Origin of the sequence: Pseudomonas sp. W3I7 (genome assembly GCF_030816095.1) — a bacterium.
GTDB classification, from domain to species: Bacteria; Pseudomonadota; Gammaproteobacteria; order Pseudomonadales; family Pseudomonadaceae; genus Aquipseudomonas; species Aquipseudomonas salomonii.
On sequence record NZ_JAUSXP010000001.1, the window covers coordinates 796,711 to 820,867 of the forward strand.

At 58.4% G+C, this 24,157-nt stretch carries 18 protein-coding genes and 1 pseudogene; 11 read left to right on the top strand and 8 right to left on the bottom strand.

Features of this window, described 5'->3' with window-relative positions; translation table 11 throughout:
* Positions 1 to 10: 10 nt before the first annotated feature.
* Positions 11 to 1,423: a delta-60 repeat domain-containing protein gene (locus QF043_RS03810; protein WP_307417557.1), complete on the bottom strand. Its 1,413-nt coding sequence runs from the start codon at positions 1,421 to 1,423 to the stop codon at positions 11 to 13.
* 89 nt (positions 1,424 to 1,512) lie between these two features.
* Between QF043_RS03810 and QF043_RS03815 the strand changes: the two genes are divergently transcribed.
* Both QF043_RS03815 and QF043_RS03820 read left to right on the top strand, forming a co-directional pair.
* Entirely contained in the window at positions 1,513 to 2,661 is a 1,149-nt protein-coding gene (locus QF043_RS03815; RefSeq protein ID WP_307417558.1) for a pyridoxal phosphate-dependent aminotransferase, read from the top strand.
* Positions 2,649 to 3,440 (top strand): amidohydrolase, encoded by a 792-nt coding sequence (locus tag QF043_RS03820; protein ID WP_307417560.1) that lies wholly within the window; start codon positions 2,649 to 2,651, stop codon positions 3,438 to 3,440. Before QF043_RS03815 ends, QF043_RS03820 begins: the two co-directional genes overlap by 13 nt.
* Positions 3,441 to 3,618: 178 nt before the next feature.
* Here the strand turns inward: QF043_RS03820 and leuA are convergent, their stop codons facing one another.
* From leuA to QF043_RS03840, 4 genes are all read right to left on the bottom strand, one after another.
* Positions 3,619 to 5,298 carry a 2-isopropylmalate synthase gene (gene leuA / locus QF043_RS03825; protein WP_236370015.1) on the bottom strand — a complete coding sequence of 560 codons (1,680 nt, stop codon included), beginning with the start codon at positions 5,296 to 5,298 and terminating at the stop codon, positions 3,619 to 3,621.
* Between the two features lie 427 nt (positions 5,299 to 5,725).
* Positions 5,726 to 6,547 (bottom strand): peptidoglycan DD-metalloendopeptidase family protein, encoded by an 822-nt coding sequence (locus QF043_RS03830; protein WP_017134679.1) that lies wholly within the window; start codon positions 6,545 to 6,547, stop codon positions 5,726 to 5,728.
* A 3-nt stretch (positions 6,548 to 6,550) separates the two neighbouring features.
* Positions 6,551 to 7,930 carry an exodeoxyribonuclease VII large subunit gene (gene xseA / locus QF043_RS03835; RefSeq protein ID WP_307417561.1) on the bottom strand — a complete coding sequence of 460 codons (1,380 nt, stop codon included), beginning with the start codon at positions 7,928 to 7,930 and terminating at the stop codon, positions 6,551 to 6,553.
* A 30-nt stretch (positions 7,931 to 7,960) separates the two neighbouring features.
* Complete coding sequence (locus QF043_RS03840) at positions 7,961 to 8,851, bottom strand: LysR family transcriptional regulator (protein ID WP_307417562.1); 891 nt, start codon at positions 8,849 to 8,851, stop codon at positions 7,961 to 7,963.
* Positions 8,852 to 8,950: 99 nt separating this feature from the next.
* Between QF043_RS03840 and QF043_RS03845 the strand changes: the two genes are divergently transcribed.
* From QF043_RS03845 to guaA, 4 genes and pseudogenes are all read left to right on the top strand, one after another.
* Complete coding sequence (locus tag QF043_RS03845) at positions 8,951 to 9,718, top strand: sulfite exporter TauE/SafE family protein (RefSeq protein WP_307421298.1); 768 nt, start codon at positions 8,951 to 8,953, stop codon at positions 9,716 to 9,718.
* Between the two features lie 144 nt (positions 9,719 to 9,862).
* A complete protein-coding gene (locus QF043_RS03850) occupies positions 9,863 to 10,411 on the top strand; it encodes a hypothetical protein (protein WP_015885727.1) in 549 nt (182 codons plus the stop codon).
* Positions 10,412 to 10,515: 104 nt separating this feature from the next.
* Positions 10,516 to 11,986 (top strand): annotated as a pseudogene (gene guaB, locus QF043_RS03855) (IMP dehydrogenase).
* Between the two features lie 81 nt (positions 11,987 to 12,067).
* Positions 12,068 to 13,645, top strand: coding sequence for a glutamine-hydrolyzing GMP synthase (guaA, locus tag QF043_RS03860; RefSeq protein WP_017134673.1), 1,578 nt, complete (start codon positions 12,068 to 12,070; stop codon positions 13,643 to 13,645).
* Positions 13,646 to 13,757: 112 nt separating this feature from the next.
* Here guaA and QF043_RS03865 read toward each other — a convergent pair whose 3' ends face one another.
* Together QF043_RS03865 and QF043_RS03870 are read right to left on the bottom strand one after the other, a co-directional pair.
* Positions 13,758 to 15,233 carry a hypothetical protein gene (locus tag QF043_RS03865; protein WP_307417563.1) on the bottom strand — a complete coding sequence of 492 codons (1,476 nt, stop codon included), beginning with the start codon at positions 15,231 to 15,233 and terminating at the stop codon, positions 13,758 to 13,760.
* Entirely contained in the window at positions 15,215 to 16,813 is a 1,599-nt protein-coding gene (locus QF043_RS03870) for a VPA1262 family N-terminal domain-containing protein (RefSeq protein WP_307417564.1), read from the bottom strand. Before QF043_RS03870 ends, QF043_RS03865 begins: the two co-directional genes overlap by 19 nt.
* A gap of 280 nt (positions 16,814 to 17,093) precedes the next feature.
* Here QF043_RS03870 and QF043_RS03875 point away from each other — a divergent pair, with 280 nt between their 5' ends.
* Together QF043_RS03875 and QF043_RS03880 are read left to right on the top strand one after the other, a co-directional pair.
* Positions 17,094 to 17,786, top strand: coding sequence for a hypothetical protein (locus tag QF043_RS03875; RefSeq protein WP_307417565.1), 693 nt, complete (start codon positions 17,094 to 17,096; stop codon positions 17,784 to 17,786).
* Complete coding sequence (locus QF043_RS03880) at positions 17,779 to 18,504, top strand: Fic family protein (protein WP_307417566.1); 726 nt, start codon at positions 17,779 to 17,781, stop codon at positions 18,502 to 18,504. Before QF043_RS03875 ends, QF043_RS03880 begins: the two co-directional genes overlap by 8 nt.
* 53 nt (positions 18,505 to 18,557) lie before the next feature.
* Here the strand turns inward: QF043_RS03880 and treR are convergent, their stop codons facing one another.
* Entirely contained in the window at positions 18,558 to 19,262 is a 705-nt protein-coding gene (treR, locus tag QF043_RS03885) for a trehalose operon repressor (RefSeq protein ID WP_307417567.1), read from the bottom strand.
* A gap of 252 nt (positions 19,263 to 19,514) precedes the next feature.
* Here treR and treP point away from each other — a divergent pair, with 252 nt between their 5' ends.
* From treP to QF043_RS03900, 3 genes are all read left to right on the top strand, one after another.
* Positions 19,515 to 20,957, top strand: a complete 1,443-nt coding sequence (gene treP / locus QF043_RS03890; RefSeq protein ID WP_017139698.1) for a PTS system trehalose-specific EIIBC component — start codon at positions 19,515 to 19,517, stop codon at positions 20,955 to 20,957.
* Positions 20,958 to 21,076: 119 nt separating this feature from the next.
* Positions 21,077 to 22,723, top strand: coding sequence for an alpha,alpha-phosphotrehalase (gene treC / locus QF043_RS03895; protein ID WP_307417568.1), 1,647 nt, complete (start codon positions 21,077 to 21,079; stop codon positions 22,721 to 22,723).
* Between the two features lie 73 nt (positions 22,724 to 22,796).
* Positions 22,797 to 24,017: a carbohydrate porin gene (locus tag QF043_RS03900; RefSeq protein WP_305455443.1), complete on the top strand. Its 1,221-nt coding sequence runs from the start codon at positions 22,797 to 22,799 to the stop codon at positions 24,015 to 24,017.
* Positions 24,018 to 24,157: the final 140 nt, after the last annotated feature.

A 24,157-nucleotide genomic window follows, 5' to 3' on the forward strand; every position in this document is an offset into this window, starting at 1 on the left:
TTTTGTTGATTCAAGAAAAGACGCGTGCGATATAGAAATTGACTGCGCCGAAGGATCCTTTGGCAGAACCTAGCACCAGAATTCGCTCCTGCTGGTCGACAGCAAGATCAATCACTGTGTTGAACTGACCACCAAACTCCAGCGTCACCCGGCCGTTCTTCGATGCGCCAAAGGTCATATCTGGTTCGCCACTGCGCTCAAAGCGAGCCAGTACGGCTTGACTGCTGAACCCGCCATCAATCACGCCGATGGCGATAATTTTCCCTTTATGGATGAGCACCTTGTGCCAAGCGGTCACCTGCGGGGTTATCACAGGCAGTCCGCCGAAATCAGGGTGTGGGGTTCCATCGGCGTGCAGTTTGACCATGAGCGCGCCCTGCGAGGTTGCCCCGCAAACCAGAATGCTCTCTTCGTTGCAGACTAAGTGAGCGTAACGCTGATTTTGGGTACGGTACTCGCCATTGTGGGCGAACGTGGTATCGAGCCCTCCATTGTTGTCAAAACGTTTAATCAGCCCGCCCTTGATACCTCGTTTATCGTCGGTGTTACCCACCACGAGAATACGGTCATCAACCTGATGGCTCAGGGCGGTGGGATCATAGATTTCACCGCCTCGGGTGTGGGTCTCGGCGTATTGCTTGCCTTGGTTGAACGTGATGTCCAGTTTTCCGTTCGGCTCGATTCGCGATAACAAACTGCCCCAATAATCTAACTCATCCACGTACTGAAACAGCGTCACTATGAACCCTGTCGACTGAGTGTCGCCGTCGACAAGTGGGGTTCCAGGACTGGCTGACTCCCCTGGAAGTGGCGATGTCAGCACAAACGTGCCGTTATTGCCGCTGTCGGTATCAGCACGACCATCATCATGCAGCCAGGCTAGCGAAGGCATGCGCATATTCGCGTGGTTGTGCACGAAGCCCAACAACAACCATTTGGCGTCGCGCAACGGAAATATTTTCTCGCCGTAAGAACCCCATGTAGGTTCGTCAGGTTCGAAGTGCCCGCATGCTATTCCCCGCGTCCCGAACCCTTCGACCAACGCTCCATTCTCGTCTCGGCGCATCAAAACGAACTGCGTTCGGGTATGAGTGGGCGCAATGTCTGGCGCAGCACCTGCAATCAACGTCTCATTATTGTCGGTGAGGCGAATCCCCCGCGCTTCATACAATTCCATTCCGGCTGGATTGACCAGTTGGTAGCCCGCATCCCCGTAGGATATGTCCAGCTCTCCAGATGCTTGGGCAATAGGAGGGACGTCAGAGTATGAAGGCATGACCGTTATCCTGGCTGAGTGAGTTGTTCGCTCAGTAAGCGCGAGGTTTTTCGCTTGGGTAACTGTGAGAATTACCTGTTTTTCGTTTTCAAATGACCAGTTGTCGTTTTGTTCAGACGCTCCCGGCACGTACGACCAGCGTTCCATTAAGTGCAGTGGCTTTTTTGTGCGTAATGCATGAGCTATTCTCGAACGCCCGCGCCGCCGAAGAGCCGGGTGTTGAGCAGGGGCCTCCGATGATCACCAGTAAGCTGCCGAATGTCGGCACCACTATTTTCACCACCATGTCGCAACTCGCTGCCGAAACCGGCGCGCTCAACCTGTCCCAGGGCTTTCCCGATTTTAATGGCCCTCAAGGCTTGCTCGATGCCGTAGGCAAGCATATCGCCCTCGGCCATAACCAATACGCACCGATGACCGGCCTGCCCGTGTTGCGCCAACAAGTGGCGGCCAAGATCGCCCGCAGTTATGGCGCCGCGGTGAATGTGGACAGCGAGGTGACCATCACCCCAGGCGCCACCGAGGCGATCTTCTGCGCGATCCAGGCGGTCATCCGCAACGGCGATGAAGTCATCGTGTTCGACCCCAGCTACGACAGCTACGAGCCGTCGGTCGAGCTGGCCGGTGGCCGCTGCGTGCATGTGCAATTGAGCCTGCAAGGCTTCGCGCTCGACTTTGACAAGATCAAGGCCGCGCTCTCACCGCGCACGCGCATGATCATCCTCAACTCGCCACACAACCCCACTGGCGCCCTGATCAGCCGGGCCGAGCTGGACCAGTTGGCCGAGCTGATCCGCGACCGCGATATCTACCTGGTCAGCGATGAGGTCTACGAGCACCTGGTGTTCGATGGCGTGCCCCATGTCAGCGTGCTGGCCCATGAAGAGTTGTATCAGCGGGCGTTTGTGGTCAGCTCCTTCGGCAAGACCTACCACGTCACCGGCTGGAAAACCGGCTACGTGGTCGCACCGCCGGCCCTGACCGCCGAGCTGCGCAAGGTGCATCAATATGTCAACTTTTGCGGCGTGACCCCTTTGCAGTACGCTTTGGCTGACTTCATGGCCGAACACCCGGAACACGTCGAGCAATTGCCGGCCTTTTATCAGGCCAAGCGCGACCTGTTCTGCGACCTGCTGGCGCCGTCGCGTTTCAGCTTTACCCGGGTGGCCGGCACTTACTTCCAACTGGTGGACTACTCACAGATTCGCCCGGACCTGGATGACGTCGCCATGTCACTGTGGATGACCCGCGAACACGGCGTGGCGACCATCCCCGTCTCGGTGTTCTATCAGAGCCCGCCGCAAGGCCAGCGCCTGGTGCGCCTGTGCTTTGCCAAACGCGAGGAGACGCTGCAACACGCAGCGGAGAAACTATGCGTGATTTGACTGCATTACCCGACCTGAATATTGCCTTGGTCCAGACCAGCCTGGTATGGCATGACCGTCAGGCCAACCTCGAACATTTCGAACTGTTGCTGGAGCAGGCCAAAGGCGCCGACCTGATTGTGCTGCCGGAGATGTTCACCACCGGTTTCTCGATGGAATCACACACCCTCGCCGAGCCGGAACATGGCCCGACTCATCTCTGGCTGCAAACCCAGGCGGCCAAGTACAACGCGGTGATCACCGGTAGCGTGATCATCCAGGCGGCCGACGGCAGCCACCGCAACCGCCTGCTGTGGGCGCGCCCGGACGGGGAAGTGCTGCACTACGACAAGCGTCACTTGTTCCGTATGGCGGGCGAGCACGACCATTACACGCCCGGCGAGCGCCAGGTGCAGTTCGAGTTGAAGGGGTGGCGCATACGCCCATTGATTTGCTACGACCTGCGTTTCCCGGTGTGGAGCCGTGATGCCCAGGACACCGACCTGCTGCTGTACACCGCGAACTGGCCGGGTGCGCGGCGTCAGCACTGGAACCGCCTGCTACCAGCGCGGGCTATCGAGAACCTGTGTTACGTGGCGGCAGTGAATCGGGTGGGTACCGATGGCAAGGGCTTTGCCTACACCGGAGACAGCCAGGTGCTGGATTTCCAGGGTGAGACCTTGCTGAGTGCGGGGGAGGCGGACGGGGTGTTTCAGGTGCGCCTGAATGCGGCAGAGTTGGCGACGTATCGCGAAAAATTTCCAGCGAACCTGGATGCCGATCGGTTTCAGTTTGTCTGACAGACCGCTTTCGCGAGCAAGCCCGCTCCCACATTCGACCGCATTTATCCTGTAGGGATGCGGTCAAAATGTGGGAGCGGGCTTGCTCGCGAAGAGGCCATCCGCATCACCACCCATCCAAAGCAAAAAAGGCCCCTGGATTCTCACCCAGGGGCCTTTTGCATTACCGCGACAGCGCTTACGCCGCCTTCGCTTCCAACTGGCTCAACGAACGATTCAGGGCACTGAACACCGCCTTAAAGCTCGCTGTGGTGATGTTTTCATCGATCCCCACGCCATGCACCGGACGCTCGCCGTTCACGCGCAGTTCGATGTAGGCCGCCGCCTTGGCATTGGTGCCGGCGCCGATCGCGTGTTCGTTGTAGTCCATGATCTCAACTTTGATTGGCAGCGCCGCAACCAGCGCTTCCAGGGTGCCGTAGCCCTTGCCGTTCCAGCGCAGGTTGGTTTCGCCCTGGCCCTTGCCCGAGACTTCCACTTCCACGGTGCTGTTGCCGTTTTCTTCCTGCAGGCGATGGCTGACCAGCGCGTACGGGGTGTTGGCTTGCAGGTATTCACGCTGCAACAAGGCGTAGATCTGCGGTGCAGTCATTTCCAGGCCCACACGGTCGGTTTCGGCCTGTACCACTTGGCTGAACTCGATCTGCATGCGGCGTGGCAAGCTGATGTCGTATTCCTGTTCCAGCAGGTAGGCGATGCCGCCTTTGCCCGACTGGCTGTTTACGCGGATCACCGCCTCGTAGCTGCGGCCAATGTCCGCCGGGTCGATCGGCAAGTACGGCACTTCCCACAGCGCGTCGTCTTTCTGCTGGGTAAAGCCCTTGCGGATGGCGTCCTGGTGGGAACCGGAGAACGCGGTGTGCACCAGGTCGCCGACGTACGGGTGACGTGGGTGTACCTGGATCTGGTTGCACTCCTCGACAACTTTGCGCACACCGTCGATGTCGGAGAAGTCCAGCTGTGGGTCGAGGCCCTGGGTGTACATGTTCAAGGCTACGGTCACGAGGTCGACGTTACCGGTACGCTCGCCGTTGCCGAACAGGCAACCTTCGACACGGTCGGCGCCGGCCATCAGGCCCAACTCGGTGGCGGCCACGCCAGTGCCGCGGTCGTTGTGGGTGTGCAGGCTGATAATCACGCTGTCACGACGGTTGATATGGCGGCCGAACCACTCGATCTGGTCGGCATAGATGTTGGGCGTCGCGCACTCGACGGTGGCCGGCAGGTTGAGGATCATCTTGTGCTCTGGCGTCGGGTTCCACACCTCGATCACCGCGTCACAGACTTCCTTGGCGAACTCCAGCTCCGTGGCGCTGAAGGTCTCCGGGGAGTACTCGAAAGTCCACTGGGTTTCCGGCTGCTGGGCCGCGTACTTGACGAACAGCTTGGCCGCGTTGACCGCGATGGCCTTGATGCCGTCTTTGTCCTGGTTGAACACGATGCGGCGGAATGACGGCGACGTGGCGTTGTACAAGTGCACGATAGCCTTTTTGGCGCCGCGCAGGGATTCGAACGTACGTGCGATCAAGTCTTCACGGCCCTGGGTCAGCACCTGGATGGTGGTGTCCTCGGGGATGTGGTTGTCTTCGATCAGGGTGCGCACGAAGTCGAAGTCGGTTTGCGACGCGGCCGGGAACGAGGCTTCGATTTCCTTCACGCCGACAGACACCAGGGTCTTCCAGAAACGCAGCTTTTTCGCCGCGTCCATTGGCTCGATCAGCGACTGGTTGCCATCACGCAGGTCGGAGCTGCACCAGATCGGCGCTTCGGTGATGGTCTTCGACGGCCAGGTGCGGTCGGGGATGTCGATGGTCGGGAACGCGCGGTACTTCGAAGACGGGTCTTTGAGCATGCTCATCGGGAAATCCTTTGTAGTAGGGGCCGAAAAAAGGCGGCCTGCCGTAAAACTGTTATTGGGGACGAAGCTTGGGACGAGGCAGATCGATTCAGCCTGGCAGTCGTGCGCTGACGAGGCACAGGCTGCGGTGCTGGCGGAGCTGAATGAGGGTGTGAGAGGTTTTCATAAGCCCAACCCTAACCGCCGGGGTGAAAGATGGCAAGCAGTCGGGAAAAATTGAGATAAGTTCTGCTATTTGGCTGTTATTCGATATTTTGTGGCGGTTATTGAGTTAGGGGTTTGTTTTTATTGCGCAGTACTTATTGGGCGCGCAATTGGGCTGGCAGACCTGACGCCATCGCGGGCAAGCCCGGCTCCCACAGGGATTCGCGTTCACGTGTGGGAGCCGGTCTTGCCCGCGATGAGGCCGGTAGGTTGAATATTTTTATCAGGGCTGGAACGCGCCAATAAAGATCGCCGGGTCAACCCGCGCATCGTTAAGGCTGATGTTCCAATGCATGTGCGGCCCGGTCGCACGGCCCGTGGAACCGACTTTGCCCACCACCGCGCCGCGTGCCAGTTGGTCGCCGACTTTTACGTCGATCTTCGACATATGGCAGAACATGCTGATAAAGCCCTGGCCATGGTCGACGAACACAGTGTTGCCATTGAAGAAGTAATTGCCGGTGAGGATCACCTTGCCCGCCGCCGGCGTCTTGATCGGCGTGCCCGCACCTACGGCAAAGTCCAGGCCCGAATGCGGGTTGCGCTCCTCGCCATTAAAGAAGCGGCGCACGCCGAACTTACTCGACAGTGGCCCGTTGACCGGTTTGTCCAGCAGCAGGTTACTCGGCGTATTCGGGCTGAAACTGCGGTAAGCCTTGAGCTGCACGGCGAGTTCGCCCTCAATGCGCTTGAGTTGCGCCGGGGCCGGGTTCACCTGGCTTTTGTTCTTCAAAGTGATGTGCTGTTCGGGGTATTTCTTGAAGCCCACCACAAACGGCAAGTTCTGCCCGCCACTGGTGATGCGCTCGGTGCCGGGTTTGACGGTCAGCGGGATCCCGACAATCGCCAGCCAGTTGTTCTGTTCCTTGACCACCAGCACCGGCCGGTTCAGGTAGGTGGCTTTGGGCGCGCTGGCCGAAGTGCCGAGGTCGACCACCGCCACGCCACCCGGCACCGGCTTGTTCAGCAACCGCGTGATGTAGCTGTCGGCGTGGGCGTTAAAGGTCAGGCATAACAGCATCAGCAGGCTAAATAAACGTGGCATCAATCAATCCAGTAACGAAAGGGTGACGGGCGTCAGGTGGTTATCTTCCACTCGCACCTGCAATTGGCCTTCCCCGAGCCGCGCAGTGAGGCGCTGGCCGGTGTGGGTTTGCGCGGCGTTGCGGATCGCCTGGCCGCGCTCGTCCAACAGGATGCTGTAGCCACGGCCCAGGGTGGCCAGCGGGCTGACCACCTGCAGGGTCTGCACCTGGCTTTGCAGTTGCAGGCGGCGTGCCTTGAGGCCTTCGCGCATGGCGCGGGGCAGGCGTTCTGCGAGGCTATCGAGGCGCTGGCGCAGCAACGCCAGTTGACGGCCGGGGTGTTGGCCGGCGAGGCGGGTTTCCAGGCGTATCAGGCGTTCGCGGCGGGTATTGAGGCTGCGCTCGAAAGCGCGGCGCAGGCGCATGTCGAGGTCGTCCAAACGCTGGGCCTGTTGGCGCAGACGTTCGCCAGGGTGGCGCAGGCGGCGGGCCATGCCTTCCAGGCGCAGGCGATCATGGCTCAGCCGGTTGCGCATCAGCATCACCAGGCGGCGGTGCAGGTTTTCGACCTGGCGCACCAGATGGCTGGCGTCTGGCGCGAGCAATTCGGCGGCGGCGGAGGGCGTGGGGGCGCGTACGTCGGCCACAAAGTCGCAGATCGACACGTCGGTTTCATGGCCGACGGCGCTGACGATAGGCGTTACGCAGGCATCTACCGCACGGGCTACGGCTTCTTCGTTGAAGCACCAGAGGTCTTCCAGCGAACCGCCGCCACGGGCCAGGATCAACGCATCGAAGCCACGGGCGTCAGCCAGTTTCAGCGCACGCACAATCTGCGGGATGGCTTCGCGGCCCTGCACGGCGGTGGGAATCAGTGTCAGTTCAACGTTCGGCGCACGACGGCGGAACACGCTGATGATGTCGCGAATCACCGCGCCGGTTGGCGAACTGACAATGCCAATGCGCCGAGGGTGCGCCGGCAGCGGCACTTTCCGTTCGGCACTGAACAGGCCTTCGGCGCTGAGCTTTTCCTTCAGCGCATCAAAGGCCAAACGCAGCGCGCCATCGCCGGCAGGTTCCACGGTGTCGAGGATCAACTGGTAGTCGCCACGGCCCTCAAACAGCGAGACCTTGCCGCGCACTTTCACCGCCAAACCGTCTTTCAACGCCTGGCGCACTCGCGCGGCATTGTTGCGAAACAGCGCGCAACGCACTTGGGCGCCGCTGTCCTTGAGGGTGAAATACACATGGCCGGAAGCCGGGCGGGCGAGGTTGGAGATTTCGCCTTCGACCCAGATATTGGTGAACACGTCTTCCAGCAACACCCGCGCGCGGCCGTTGAGCTGGCTGACAGTCAGGACTTCGCGGTCCAGGCCCAAGCGGGCAAACGGATCTTTAATCATGAGGAGCGATCTTTAATCATGGGCGGCAGTTTATAGGCATTCGCGCAAGGTTTGGCAGAATTGCTCCACCAGCGCACTCGGCGTCTGCGCGCATGCCAGGGCCACGGTGCTGAGGCAGTCCGGGTCGGCCAGGGGCAAAAAGTGCAGGTTGGCGGGGGCAATGCCTTGCATGGATTTTGGTAACAAGGCAATTCCGAAGCCGGCCTGGATCAGCTGCAATTGCGTGGTCTTGCGCGACATCACCCTTGCTGCCTTGGGGAAAAATCCTGCGCGCATGCACAGTTCGGCTGACAGATAACTCAAGCCGCCACGTTGGGGGTGTGGAACTGAAATAAACGCTTCGTCCTTGAGCTGTGCCAGTTCGACAGGTGTATCACTGCCTGCCAGCGGGTGATTGGGCGGCACAGCCAGCAACAGTTGTTCGCTATATAAAGGCACCACACGCACGCCTTCGCGTTGGCGCAGCACCGGTAAACGCAAAAGGCCGACTTCCAGGCGCCCGTCGGCAATGTCTTCAAGTTGCGCCTCGGAAGACAGTTTGACGATATCCATCGATACGCCGGGGCAACGCTGCAGCCAGGTGCTGATGCCGTGCAGCAATGGCCCGCTCATCGGCACGGTGCTCGAATGGCTCAGGCGCAGGGTGCCAAGCTGACCATTGCCAACCTGTGTGGCCATCTCGCTAGCCTTGAGCAGCTCGCTCAGCAGGTTGCGCGCCCTCGGGTAAAAAGCTTCGCCCGCCGCCGTCAGCCGGGGCTGGCGCGCGGTGCGTTCGAACAGTGAAGTTTGCAGCTGGGTTTCCAGCTCCTTGATCTGGCGGCTCAGCGCTGATTGCGCCACGAACAAACGCTCGGCGGCGGCGCTGAAGCTGCCGCTGTCGGCGATTTCGACGAAGTAGCGCAGTTGGCGAGTGGATATCACGCGTCATGCCTTTTCGAGATGAGTGGAGGGCTTTGAAGATATTAGTCGCAACGCTCGGCGATGGCTAAAGTGATGGCTGTCTCTTTCAAGGAATACGCCATGAGCCCGGTTGAGCTGATGAGTCAGTGGTCGTTCAGTGGTGTCGATTGTCTGGTCATCGGCCTGGGTGTGGTGCTGGCCTACATCGTGTTCGGCATTGCCGGTTTTGGCACAGCGTTGGTGGCGGGGCCGATCCTGATTGTGTTTATGCCGCTGTCGAAGATTATCCCGCTGCTGGTGCTGCTGGATTTTGTCGCGGCCTTCGGCAATCTGCTGCAATCGCGGCGAGACGTGAACAAGCCCGAGCTGCTGCGGTTGCTGCCGTGCATGGCCATCGGTTGCACGCTGGGTGTGATCTTCCTGCTCAACCTGCATTCGGATTTGTTGTTGCTGCTGATGGGGCTGTTTATCAGCGCCTATGCGATCTACAGCTTGTCGGTGAAGGCGCGACCCACTCAGCTTTCCAAGGGTTGGTCGATTCCCATGGGCACCGTCGGCGGCCTGTTTGGTGCGTTGTTCGGCAGCGGCGGCTTTTTGTATGCGATCTACCTCAACAGCCGTTTGCCCAAGGACGCGGCGCGGGCCACGCAAAGTGCGTTGATCAGTTGCAGCACAGTGGTGCGCCTGAGCCTGTTTCTGGTCGCCGGGGTGTATGCGGATTTGCCGCTGCTGTTGTTGGCCGTTTGTTTATTGCCGGCGATGGCCCTGGGGCTGTGGTGTGGGCGCAGGTTGACGATGCGCATGTCCCGCGAAGCCTTTGTGCGCTTGGTGACGTGGTTGGTGTTAGCCAGTGGCATTGCACTGATCGGGCGGTATTTGAGTACTTGACCTGATTTCTTCAGGGATTAAGCTGCCAGCCTTCAGGGCCTCTTCGCGAGCAAGCCCGCTCCCACATTTGGCATTGTGAACACTTTCAAAATGTGGGAGCGGGCTTGCTCGCGAAGGCGTCAGACGCCACACCGCAGGACTCCCATGAACTCCCAAAGCATCCTTGTCCCCAAAATCTCCACCTTGCCCGTCCACGAACCCCGCGCCCGGGCCATCGTGCGTTGGCTGGTGCGCAAGAACATCATCAAGGAAGAGCTGACCACCTGCGGACGCACCGGCAACCGCATGGCCTACGCCTTGGCCGACGGCGCCCGCGCCGTGGTGCTGCACCCCGAAGCGCTGCCGTTCAACGAGCCGATCAATGGCCTGGAGATCATCTACAAACGCTGCATCTACACGCCGGCCAAGGGCTTTCTCGAAGAAGCCGGCTGCCCGGAGTGCCTTAAAGAAGTCGGCGAGGCGCTGTTCGAAAGCCTCGAAGACTGGATGCCCGGCCACACCGACAACTTCACCTGCCCGCTGTGTGGGCATGAAGACGATATCAACGGGTTTCTGTTCCTGCAGGAATGCGGGTTTTCCAACCTGGGCTTTATCTTCAATAACTGGGCGGAGGCAGGGTTCAAGCAGAGCTTTATCGACGAATTTGCCGATTGGCTGGACCAGAAGATGAGTTGGGTCAAAGTCGAGCTTTAATCCATCTATCAGTATTACCAAGTTTGTCAGAGTTTTACATTGAGCCCGGCAGGGTGCATGTATATAATGGCGCGCTTCCATTTTCCCGCTCGGGAGCCCCCGCGATGCTGCGTATCAGCCAAGAAGCTCTGACATTCGACGACATTCTCCTAGTGCCCGGTTATTCCGAGGTGCTTCCTAACGAAGTCAGTCTCAAGACCCGCCTAACCCGTGGCATCGAGCTGAATATTCCTCTGGTTTCCGCTGCCATGGACACCGTCACTGAAGCCCGTTTGGCAATCGCCATGGCTCAGGAAGGCGGCATTGGCATCATCCACAAGAACATGACCATCGAGCAGCAAGCTGCCGAAGTGCGCAAGGTCAAGCGTTACGAAGCCGGGTGTGGTGAAAGATCCCATCACCATCGAAGCTGACGCCACCGTGCGTGACCTGTTCGACCTGACCCGCCTGCACAACATCTCCGGCGTTCCGGTACTGCACGATGGCGACCTGGTCGGCATCGTCACTTCCCGTGACGTGCGTTTCGAGAACCGTCTTGAAGTCACCGTCCGCGAAGTGATGACGCCTAAAGAGCGTCTCGTCACGGTCAAGGAAGGCGCCGACAAGAACGACGTGCGCGAACTGCTGCACAAGCACCGCATCGAGCGCGTGCTGATCGTCGACGACAAATTCGCCCTCAAAGGCATGATGACCGTCAACGACATCGAAAAAGCCAAGGCTTACCCGCTGGCCAGCAAGGACGATCAAGGTCGTCTGCGCGTCGGCGCTGCGGTCGGCACCGGTAAAGACACCGGTGACCGCGTTTCGGCCCTGGTGGCTGCCGGTGTTGACGTGGTGGTGGTCGACACGGCCCACGGTCACTCCAAAGGCGTGATCGACCGCGTGCGCTGGGTCAAACAGAATTTCCCTGACGTACAAGTGATCGGCGGCAACATCGCCACCGGCGCAGCTGCCAAGGCCCTGGCCGAAGCCGGCGCCGATGCGGTGAAGGTCGGTATCGGCCCTGGTTCCATCTGCACCACGCGCATTGTCGCCGGTGTAGGCGTGCCGCAAATCAGCGCCATCGCCAACGTCGCCGCTGCCCTTGAAGGCACTGGCGTTCCGTTGATCGCCGACGGCGGCATCCGTTTCTCCGGTGACCTGTCCAAGGCCATCGTCGCCGGTGCTTCCTGCGTGATGATGGGCTCGATGTTCGCCGGTACCGAAGAAGCCCCGGGCGAGATCGAACTGTTCCAGGGCCGTTCGTACAAGGCTTACCGCGGCATGGGTTCGCTGGGCGCCATGTCCCAGGCGCAAGGCTCTTCCGACCGCTACTTCCAGGATTCCTCGGCAGGCGCCGAGAAGCTCGTACCGGAAGGCATCGAAGGCCGTGTGCCGTACAAAGGCACCCTGAGCGCGATCATCCATCAACTGATGGGCGGCCTGCGTTCCTCGATGGGCTACACCGGCAGCGCCGACATCGAAGAAATGCGCACCAAGCCAGAGTTCGTACGGATCACCGGCGCCGGCATGGCTGAATCCCATGTCCACGACGTGCAGATCACCAAGGAAGCGCCGAACTACCGCGTAGGTTGAGGCTTCCAGCAAAACGTTAAGTAACCGGGGCTGTTCTTTCAGCCCCGAGTTGTTTCTGATTCATTAGACGAGACTGACTTCATGGCCCTCGACATTCACGCACACCGCATTCTGATCCTCGACTTCGGTTCCCAGTACACCCAGCTGATCGCCCGCCGCGTGCGTGAAATCGGCGTGTACTGCGAACTGCACCCGTTCGACATGGATGACGAAGCGATCCGCGAATTCGCCCCTAAAGGCGTCATCCTTGCCGGTGGCCCCGAGTCCGTGCACGAAGCCAACAGCCCGCGTTGCCCGCAAGCCGTATTCGACCTGGGCGTGCCCGTCTTCGGTATCTGCTACGGCATGCAGACCATGGCCGAGCAACTGGGCGGCAAGGTTGAAGGTTCCGAACTGCGTGAATTCGGTTATGCCCGTGTCGACGTGGTCGGCAAGAGCCGCCTGCTGGACGGCATCGAAGACCACATCGACGCCGACGGCCTGTTCGGCCTCGACGTGTGGATGAGCCACGGTGACAAGGTCACCAAGATGCCGGAAGACTTCCACATCCTGGCCAGCACCCCGAGCTGCCCGATCGCCGGCATGTTCAACGACGAGCGCGGCTACTACGGCGTGCAGTTCCACCCGGAAGTGACCCACACCAAGCAAGGCGGTCGCATCCTGTCGCGTTTCATCCTCGACATCTGCCAGTGCGAAGCCCTGTGGACGCCGTCGAAAATCGCTGAAGACGCCATCGCCAACGTGCGTGCCCAGGTGGGTACCGATAACGTGCTGCTCGGCCTGTCCGGCGGCGTTGACTCTTCCGTGGTTGCCGCGTTGCTGCACAAAGCCATCGGCGACCAGCTGACTTGCGTGTTCGTCGACAACGGCCTGCTGCGCCTGCACGAAGGCGAGCAAGTGATGGCCATGTTCGCCGAGAACATGGGCGTCAAAGTGATCCGCGCCAACGCCGAGGACCAGTTCCTCAACAACCTGGCCGGCGAAAGCGACCCGGAGAAGAAGCGCAAGATCATCGGCCGTACCTTCATCGACGTGTTTGATGCCCAGTCCAACAAACTGGACAACATCAAGTACCTCGCCCAGGGCACCATCTACCCTGACGTGATCGAGTCGGCTGGTGCCAAGAGCGGCAAGGCCCACGTGATCAAGTCCCACCACAACGTGGGTGGCCTGCCGGAGGAGATGAACCTCAAGCTGGTAGAACCACTGCGCGAACTGTTCAAGGACGAAGTCCGCCGCCTGGGCCTGGAACTCGGCCTGCCGTACGACATGGTCTACCGCCACCCATTCCCAGGCCCGGGCCTGGGCGTGCGCATCCTGGGTGAAGTGAAGAAGGAATACGCCGACCTGCTGCGTCGCGCCGACCACATCTTCATCGAAGAACTGCGCAAAGCCGACTGGTACCACAAAGTCAGCCAGGCGTTCGTGGTGTTCCAGCCGGTGAAATCGGTGGGCGTTGTCGGTGATGGCCGTCGTTATGCGTGGGTTGTTGCGCTGCGTGCCGTTGAGACCATCGACTTCATGACCGCGCGTTGGGCACACCTGCCGTATGAGCTGCTGGAGACTGTCAGCGGCCGTATCATCAATGAAATCGAAGGTATTTCGCGCGTGACGTATGACGTGTCGAGCAAGCCGCCGGCGACGATTGAGTGGGAGTGATCCTGCGCTAGCAGGTAAACGCTGAATAACAAAACCCCGGCCATGTGCCGGGGTTTTGTGTTTTGGCCTGTGCCAACAATATCGTAACATCTGAGCCAGCCAGAAATGCTGCTTAGGCGAGTTGAGGTCTGCCGTACTTTAGGGTTACGTAGGCTTCCTTATCTGGATCAAATGGTAGCCGCATTGTGGGTTCTTTATCGATCCAATCGGCTTCTGTACCTGCGACACTTATTGCCAAGAAAAGAGGCTGCATCTCCGATAGAACTGCGTTCCACTCAGAATGACAGTCCGTGATCGCAGGGTGCCAGTTGTTTTCCACATTCTGAAGCTTCGTAGTCAGTGAACCTACCATTTGCTCTCGCTGAGCATCGTTGAGGCATTCGACGGCATAACCTACTAAAGCGAAATCCAGCTCGCAGCGAGAAATCTTAATAAGGTTCTCAGTACTCCCGTTCAGACCGAACCTCCAAGACTTCCAACGCTGAAAAGCAAAATTCCACATTGTCTTGCGTTTCTTGGCTTTGGCGATATTTCTGAAGGACCGGAGACAATCCGCGATTGAAAATCGGGTTTGTAGGCCAGACCAGTGCAGGCTTATTGCATCAACGTAGGATTCAAGCGCTGCGTCGTTCGCATCTGCAAGAACGCATCCGAGAGGTATCTGTAACTCTTGATATCGTGAAGGAAATAAGTTGAATACACGCATCCATGCAGCCCAGCGCGGCGTATCTTCCGACACGCTTTTCAGTATCTGTACTAGGAATTTCTTGCAGGTTTCATCAAGCGGCTCCCTGTTAGCCATGTTTGATGTGGATATGTAGGTTGTCGCGAACTGGACATGAGGATTGGATGAGCCAGAGCCGAGACGTAGTGCGGAATTTGTGTTCAGCGATAGCACGACACCCATGATAGATAACGTCTGCTGTAAACCTGACACGGCCGTTATCAAACGCTGGGGCGAAAATCTGTCGAGGCATTGTGCAGCCTGGGCGATGGCGATGCCCCTACGAAATCCACGCTCAATCAGGCGCCAGCCTTGTTCGATCCCGGTCCAATCGCTTTCTGTGTCAGCCTTTTCAAACCGTTCGAGGGCCTCTGACTCCCAGATAGGAGCGGATAAACCATGAGTTGTGAAGCTAATCTTAATGCCTGCGATCATGCTTTCGAGCGCAGAGAGCAACTCATCGTTAGGCCTGAAATCATTTGGTACGGTAGCCCAGAAACTTGACCCCATCGTTGTGAATTGTCCTACGACTAGGAGGGCGACTAGTTGGGTACGGCGCGGATCATTACTGATGGTCCAACCTGCGCCTTCTTGAATCATCCACCGGAACAGGCCCGCGAGTCTCTCAAACTCCTCATCGCTCGCGATTTTTCCACTTCGGAGCAAGTCGACGAAAGTAAATTGAGACCGGATTGCTTCAAATATTTCGTTGCTGGCCTCCCTATCGGAAATAGCCTGAAGAGGATCAGTTTGTGCTCCGATCACTTTAACTAGCGCATTAGGAGCTTCAATCGGCCCAAGTTGCGTAGCTTTCGCCAGCGCCGCGAGAATAATATCCTGAGGGTTCATCGCGGTCTCTTCCATACAAGGTAATCCTGTCCGCCGAGTAGTTCCCACAGGTCTGTGAAGGCGTCCACCACAAGCTGAGCATTGTCTACCTTCTGCAGGATGTGGTGCGCCGTACCCACGGAGTTTACCGATGTACCCAGGGACCAAGCCATTGCCCCATCTGGACCTGATGGAAATATCAGGAATCTATCGTGGAAGTCCCATCCCGCCGTGCCCTTCTGTACTCGAAGTTCGAGTTTTAGGCCCCGCCAGTTGCTTTGACATTCGTCAAGTGTTCGGCGGATGTTGTCGCTAGGGCCGGCTTTGGACGTCGTCAAACCGCGAAGGTCCACTCCATGATAGGGGCAGTAAAAAAGCGTTTCGAGTAGGTCGTTTGCTGACAGATATGGATCCCATAGCCAGGCGCCTTTTTCTCCGTAAGCAACGATCAGTGCTCGGAGGTCATCCAGTGCCTTTCGGCGGCCTGCGGTCCCATCGCCTTCGGTTGGTCGATATTGAACAAAACGGCGGTCGGCAGCGAGCTTGTTGGCTTGCTCGTTGTACATTCGTTTCGCTGTCCATCCGCCATTGTCGTCCGGCTTCGGATCGCCGATAAGGCTATGTGTAGAGAACGCAACCATACCGACTCGTCGAGCGTTACTAATACCATCCGGATTTTTGACTGAGAAGATGCGTGGCTCAGGATCGACTGAGCTCATATTGAATGCAATGGTTGAGATGAAAGCCCCCGGTCCGGAGGCAACTAGGAGGGTGTTGCTCTGCTCGGCCCAGATGAAGCCCCTATACAGTCCTCGGCCAGCACGCATAGGGAGTGAGGTGGTTTTTTCCTGCAGCCTTGCTGAAGCAAAGCCAGTGAGGATGTTGTCGTGTTCCAATTCGCAGGCAGCCATCAACGGGCGTGGAGTGGCTTTAGGATGCCACGCGTGTTCTACCTGAAAATTCCCGTCTTGAAGCTGCTGGAATTGCGCCATTAGCACAGTGACCGGAAGTTGGACTGTGAGGCTGCCGAGCCGATCTGACATCGCGGCCACTTGGAGTGGAATATGCTTTTCGACCTGCATTGATAGCTCTTGCAGACGGCGAGGATCTGCGAAGAATGGCATCAGTGCTTCTTTGTCATGATCGGCCCATTCAAACAGATGCGAACCGGTCCAGAAATTGTTTTTGAGGAGTTTGTTCCATGGGACCGGAGCGCCATTGTCCGGCGGTACAAACTGCGCGGGCATCGGCGAAAGCTCGCCAACTCTGAGTTCATCACCCGAAAGTCTCCATCCTTCCCCTGCCTCCATAGTCGTGAGAGCCGGGATGAGCGTGTCGATCAGTACTGTGTAACGGCGGAGGCCAAAACTCCAGCCATTGAGCGACTTGATTCGAATAGGTTTCGGTGTCAGGAAGCAGGCAGGCGATGGCTCTAAATCAAGTTGTTCCTCAGCAATCAGGAGCGTGAAGACATTGATAATGCCGTCATGATCGGGCCGGCTGGCGAACAGCTCTGTACATTCGACATGGGTATAAAACCCCAGCGTGCCGGGCATGAGAAGCTGGGTCAGCACTGGTAATGGGGAGTGAGGTTCGAGTGGCTCGTATGGGTTCATGATTGCAGCTGCCGGTGCTCAAGAATCCTCATTATGTTCCAAATCGATTGTTAGGCACCTCGCTATGAGACTATTTCCTACTTGCTGATAATTGAGTTGGGGCGATCCTGCATTTTCAGGTGAGCGTTGAATAACCGAGACACGGTCTGATGGTCGGGGGGCATGTGTTTTTGGGGGCGTTAAAGAGGGGTTGGAGAATAGTGTACGCTTGCCCATAATCGATCAGCGTAGATAGTCACTTTTCAGTGATCCTGAGCAAGCTTATGCCGGAGGCCTGTACATGAAGCTGGAAGAACGTATGCAGGCCGCAATCCGAGGCATGCAGGGAAACGTAGTCCTGCGCATTGACGTTGCGGCGCTGGGGGGGCATTCGCAGGTTTCTGTTGCGCTCGATGAGCTTATGCGCAAGGGCGTGATCGTCCGAATGGGAATCGGTATATACGCAAAGGCTTCTCGTAACCCGCATACAGGCGTTGTCACCCCCGCCGCTGATCTTGAAGCTCTGGCCGTTGAGGTGTTTCAGCGACTGGGCGTCAGCGCTTCGGTGCAGATTGCCAAGTCCGGAGCCGGGCATTCGATTGCGTCAAAAGACGCAAAAATCTGCGTAAAAGGCCGCCGCCGAATTCGTCGCAAGCTGTCACTGGGCAGCCGTTCGGTGGTTTACGTCAATGAGGTTGTACCTCCCAGGAAAGTAAAAAACTCCATTAGGCGCCACCCGAAAACGGGCGCGTTGATCATTCCAACGTCTGGCCTGCGGCGATATGTAATGGACCTGGCGGATGCGTGTCAGGTGGCTTATGTCAGAACTTACGCGGACGAGTGGGCGGAAAGTGTTTCCCGGCTAGCCGGAGACGATGTCCGCACCGATGTCGTCGAAAACCTGGTCATTGCGCTGAAGAAAGAGAAAAAAGTGACCGGTCTTGAGGCGGTTCATTTGCTGACTAATTACTTGAGGGAAAAGCAGCGTGTTTGATCCATTCAAGGATTTTGATACGAGGGGCTACCTCAGGAATGTTGTAGGTGAAAAGGACCTCAATATTGTCAAGCAACTGGAGCATGATCTGTTCACCGCCAACCTTGCAGATGCGATGGATTACCTGGCTAATAAAAGAACGATCACGTATCGCGATTTTCTTCAGGTTCACGGGCTTTTGTTTGGTGACCTTTACCCTTGGGCGGGTAGCGACAGGATGACGACCTCTCCTGACTTGGCCATCTCAAAAGCGGGCACCTGCTTTTGCCTGCCTCACGAGGCCAAAAGAGCGGTTGAAGAGGGACTTCGCCTTGGTCAGGGTAAGGTTTTGCTGAGAAAGTCGCCTGGCTTGGTGATGGGCTTTTTCGCTTACGGCCACCCGTTCCTTGATGGTAACGGGCGAACGATGCTGGTGGTTCACTCAGTCCTCTGTCATCGCGCAGGGTTTTCGATCAACTGGAGCAGAACTGACAAGTCCGACTATCTCTCAGCACTGAGTAAAGAGATCGAGACTCCTGACAAGGGCATCCTGGATGATTACTTGAGAGGTTTCATTGAGCCGCCGCTGGAACCTGGCGCCTGGGAAGCGGCTATTCATTCTGTCAGGGGACTCAACGGCTTGGCGATGACTGACACTGTTGAGGGGCGTTCCGACGATCCTGCCATCTCCCAAAAATATCAGGACTTCGACCAGCGACGAGGTTACACCATCGATTAAAGGGCAGCTTCAAGTCTCAGGCCTTTTATCCCCCAGCACTCTGCGTATGCATCTCACCGCCGCGCAATATCCGAAAAATAAAACTTATCCAACGTATGCCGCGACTCGGTGTACTCGAACTGCCGCCCATCCTGCAAAAACGTCTGGTTGCTCACCACGATCACATGGCTCTGACCTTCGAGGTCGAGGTGTGTCTGGTCGTCCTTGCCCCGCGGCAACGCCTCGATGGTGCGTTGGGCGTAGGCAATTTGCAGTTGCAGGGTCTGTTCGATAAACGCGTAGATCGACTGCTCGGCAATCGAGCGGTCCAGGCCTGGGATTACGTCGGCGACGAAGTGGTTGATGTCCAGGATCACCCGTTTGCCGCCGATGCGCCGTACCCGTTTGATGCGGGTAATCAGAGCGCCGGGCGCGGCTTCGATGTGTTGCAGCAGCGCGCCTTCGAGCGGGAACTGGCTGAATTCGACCACCTCGGTGCGTACGTCATCGCCCAAGTCAGCGTGGGTTTCGTGGAAGCTGACGATGCCGCCCAGTTGGAACTCGATGGGGTTGGGCGACAACACAAAGGTGCCCTTGCCGTGGATTTTTTGCGCAAACCCACGCTCCTGCAACTGCTCAATGGCGCGGCGCACGGTGCCACGGCTGGCCTGGTAGGCGTCCATCAGTTCGGTTTCAGAGGGAAGGCGCGTACCGCGTTGCAGGCGTTCAGTGGTGATGCTGGCAAGCAGATCCGTATAGATCTGGTTGTATTTGCTCATGGGGATGGCTCTGTGCGCGGCTTGGTGAAGGTGAACGGCGCGTTCAAGGCAGGAACCTTAGTGGCAGAGGTGGGCTTTGTCCATTGGACCTGCGTGGAATCAGGGAAATGTCTGACTTCCAATTCTGAAAATTAAACTTAATGTGACTCGTACAGACGAGTTGTTGATTTAACTCGTACATACGAGTACTTTTGGCCACGGCGTGCTGCCAATGACTGCCCTCAAATAAAAAAACCAAAGTGGAAACCAAGCATGAGCCACGACTATTCGAATATTGCCCGCGAGATTCTCGAGAACCTCGGGGGCAGCGACAACCTTGAGCAAGCCGCCCACTGCGTGACCCGCCTGCGCCTGGCGCTCAAGGACCCGAGCCTGGTCAACAGCAGCGCGTTGAACCAGGTCGATCTGGTCAAGGGCTCGTTCTTCACTGGCGGCCTGTTCCAGGTGGTGATCGGCCCCGGCGAAGTGGAAAAGGTCTATGCCGCCCTGCGTGAGCAAACGGGGCTTGCGGCTTCGACCATTGCCGACGTCAAGCAGAAGGGCGCCGACAAGACCAACGCCATGCAGCGTCTGGTGCGGGTATTTTCCGACGTGTTCATGCCGATCCTGCCCGCGCTGATCATCGCCGGCCTGTTAATGGGCGTGAACAACCTGATGGGCGCCAAGGGCATGTTCATCGAGGGCCAGACGCTGCTGGAGGCGTATCCGAACCTGGATGGCCTGTGGAGCCTGATCAACCTGATGGCCAATACCTCATTCGTGTTCCTGCCGGCGCTGGTGGGCTGGTCGGCGGCCAAGCGTTTTGGCGGCAGTGAAATCCTCGGCATCGTGCTCGGCCTGATGCTGGTGCACCCGGACCTGCTCAACGCCTGGAACTACGGCAAGGCCGTGGCCGGGCTCGATGGCCAGAGCCTGCCGTACTTCGATATTTTCGGTTGGTTCAAGATTGAGAAGGTGGGTTATCAGGGGCAGATCCTGCCGATTCTGATGGCGGCCTACGTGATGAGCGTGATCGAGAAATGGCTGCGGGCTCGCGTGCCCAATGCCATCCAACTGCTCGTGGTGCCGATCACCACCATTGTTGTCACTGGCGTGCTGGCGCTGGCCATCATCGGCCCGGTGACCCGTCACCTCGGCATCCTCATCACCGAGGGTGTGGTCACCCTGTTTGACCTGGCGCCGATGGTTGGCGGGGCGATTTTCGGTCTGTTGTACGCGCCGCTGGTGATCACCGGCATGCACCACATGTTCCTCGCCGTGGACCTGCAACTTATCTCCACCCAGGGCGGCACCTTTATCTGGCCGATGATCGTGATGTCCAACCTGGCACAGGGCAGCGCCGCACTGGGTGTGTTCTACATGACCCGCAACGCGCGGGACAAAAGCATGGCCTCGACCTCGGCGATTTCCGCTTACTTCGGCATTACGGAACCGGCGATGTTTGGCGTGAACCTGCGCTTCAAGTTTCCGTTCTATGCCGCGCTGCTCGGCTCGGCGCTGGGCAGCATTTTCCTGTCGCTGAACAAGGTGACGGCCTCGGCCATCGGCGTGGGTGGCTTGCCTGGGTTTATCTCGATCATTCCGCAGTTCATCCCCAGTTTTGTGATCGGGATGGTCATCGCCATGGTCGTGCCGTTTGTTCTGACCTGTGCGTTGAGCATGAAAATTGTTCGGCCTGGATACCGGGTCGCCTGATCAATCGCTATCGCAGGCAAGCCAGCTCCCACACTTGAAATGCGTTCCCCTGTGGGAGCCGGGCTTGCCCGCGATGAGGCCCGCACGGCCAGTACACAATTTAATTGAAGGAACCCACCATGCAAGACTGGCAACACTCGGTGATCTACCAGATCTACCCCAAAAGCTTCCACAGCCACGCGGGTAACGCCACCGGTGACCTGCTGGGCATCGTGGACAAACTCGACTACCTCAAGTGGCTGGGCGTGGATTGCCTGTGGATCACCCCATTCCTGCGCTCACCGCAACGCGACAACGGCTACGACATCAGCGACTACTACGCCATCGACCCCAGCTACGGGACCATGGCCGACTGCGACCTGCTGATCAGCGAAGCGGCCAAGCGCGGCATCAAGCTGATGCTCGATATCGTGGTCAACCACACCTCCATCGAGCATGAGTGGTTCCAGCAGGCACGCAGCAGCCTCGACAACCCGTACCGTGACTTCTATATCTGGCGCGACCAGCCGAACAACTGGGAATCCAAGTTCGGCGGCTCGGCCTGGGAATACGAAGCGCAAACCGGCCAGTACTTCCTGCACCTGTTCGACCACACCCAGGCTGACCTCAATTGGGACAACCCCAAGGTGCGCGCCGAGGTGTTCAAGTTGATGCGCTTCTGGCGTGACAAAGGTGTGGGCGGTTTCCGCCTGGATGTGATCAACCTGATCTCCAAACCCGCCGATTTCCCCGAAGACCACAGCGATGGCCGGCGCTTCTACACCGACGGCCCGAACGTGCATGAATACCTGCAGGAAATGCACCGCGAAGTCTTCGAAGGGCACGACCTGATCAATGTCGGCGAGATGTCGTCCACCAGCCTTGAGCACTGCATTCGCTATTCGAATCCGGCGTCCAAAGAGCTGTCGATGACCTTCAATTTTCATCACCTGAAAGTCGATTACCCGAACCTGCAAAAGTGGGTGAAGGCCGACTTCGACTTCCTGCAACTCAAGCGGATTTTCTCTGACTGGCAGCTGGGCATGCAGGCCGGTGGCGGCTGGAACGCACTGTTCTGGTGTAACCACGACCAGCCGCGGGTGGTCTCGCGTTTTGGCCACGACGGCGAGTACCGCGTGGTCTCGGCCAAGATGCTTGCTACCGCGTTGCACTTCCTCCAGGGCACGCCGTATGTGTACCAGGGCGAAGAGCTGGGCATGACCAACCCGGGCTTCAACAAGATTGAGCAGTACCGCGATGTCGAGACCCTGAACATCTTCCGCCTCAAGCGTGATGCCGGTGAGTCGGAGGCGTCGAGCATGGCGGCGATCATGCAGAAGTCACGCGACAACAGCCGCACGCCGATGCAGTGGAACACCCAGGCCAATGCCGGTTTCACCCGTGGCGAACCGTGGATCGGCATCCCGGCCAACGCGGCGCAGATCAACGTCGAAAGCCAGCTGGATGACCCCGATTCGGTGCTGCATCACTACCGTGCACTGATCGCCCTGCGTCGTCACGAACCGCTGATTCAGAACGGCGTTTATCGCCAACTGCTGCAGGACCACCTGCAAGTCTGGGCGTACCTGCGCGAAGGCCAGGGCGAGCGCTTGCTGGTGCTGAACAACTTTTATGGCAAGCCCTGCGAAATCCAACTGCCCGAAGGCGTCATCAGCTCGGCGAACGAGCAACGCCTGCTGATCAGCAACTACCCCGACTGCCCGCAGCGTTCGCGCACGGTGCTGTTGCGCCCGTATGAATCGTTTGTGCTGCACCTCAAGGACTGAGACCCGCTGCAACCCCCGTATGGGAGTGCGGGGGCGCTTCACCCAAAACATAATAAAAATATCGGAGTGCTTCATGAAAACAACAATAAAGCTGGGCCTCATTGCGTCATGTTTCACTGCTCCTTTTGCCGCTCAGGCTCTGGAGTTTGCCGGCTACTTGCGCAGCGGCGCGGGGACTTCAACGGGCAGTGGCAAACAGCAATGTTTCCAACTGCCAGGGGCGCAATCCAAATACCGTCTGGGCAACGAATGCGAGCAGTACGCCGAATTCGAATTGCGCCAGGACCTGCTGACCCTCGACGACGGCTCGGTGCTGAGCGTCGATGCCATGGCCTCGTTGTACAACAAATACGACCGAGCCCTGAAGTTTCAGGGTGAAGACAACGGCTCGGCGCGCATGCCGCAGATGTATGCGCAGTGGTCCAACCTGCCCAGCCTCAATGGCGGCTCGGTATGGGCGGGGCGTCGTTACTACAAGCGTAATGACATCCATATCTCCGACTTCTACTACTGGAACCAGAGCGCCACGGGCGGCGGTGTCGAGGACGTCAAAATCGGCGACCTCAAATACAGCTACGCGCTGTCGCGCAAGGACAACCTGTACCAGAAGGAATACGCCACCCGTCACGACTTCAACGTGGCAGGTTTCAAGACCAACCCTGGCGGTGAGCTGGAATTTGGCTTGAGCTACATCGAGAAAGCCGGCGGGCGTGAGGCCAACAGCGGTTGGGCGATCACCGCGCAGCATGTGCAAAAACCGTTTCTTGGCGGCAAGAACAAATTCGCCTTGCAGTACGGCGAAGGCCCCGGCACGGGCTTGGGCTATACCGGCGATACGGCCTTGGACAAGAGCAGCAAAAGCTACCGCGCCGTGGAGTTTTTTGACTGGCAGGTAACGCCGCGTTTCGGTGGGCAGGTCGAGGCGGTGTATCAGAAGGACATTCGCCCCGGCAGCCAGGACCAGACCTGGATGTCCATCGGTGTGCGCCCGGCGTATGCCATCAGCGAACAGTTCAAACTGGTCACCGAGCTTGGGCATGATCAAGTCGAGGCCGCCGGCGGTACACGCAAGCTGAGCAAATTCACCTTCGCCCCGACCTGGTCCCCCAACGGCCCGGATTTCTGGGCGCGGCCGGAAGTACGGTTGTACTACACCTATGCAACCTGGAACGAGGCGGCCAAGCGTGCGGCAAATGAACTGGCGGCGGGCTCGGCGTTGTCCGACACCGGCGCCTACGGCACGGCGCGGCATGGTTCGAATGTGGGTGTGCAAGTCGAATACTGGTGGAAATAAACCTTTGGGTGTACACGACCCAAATGTGGGAGCGGGCTTTTGTGGCGAGCAAGCTTACTTGCGCTGGGGGGCGAAGCGCCCCCAAGAGCCGGAGACTGCTGCGCAGTCAACGGGAGCAAGCTCCCTCGCCACAGTAAGCC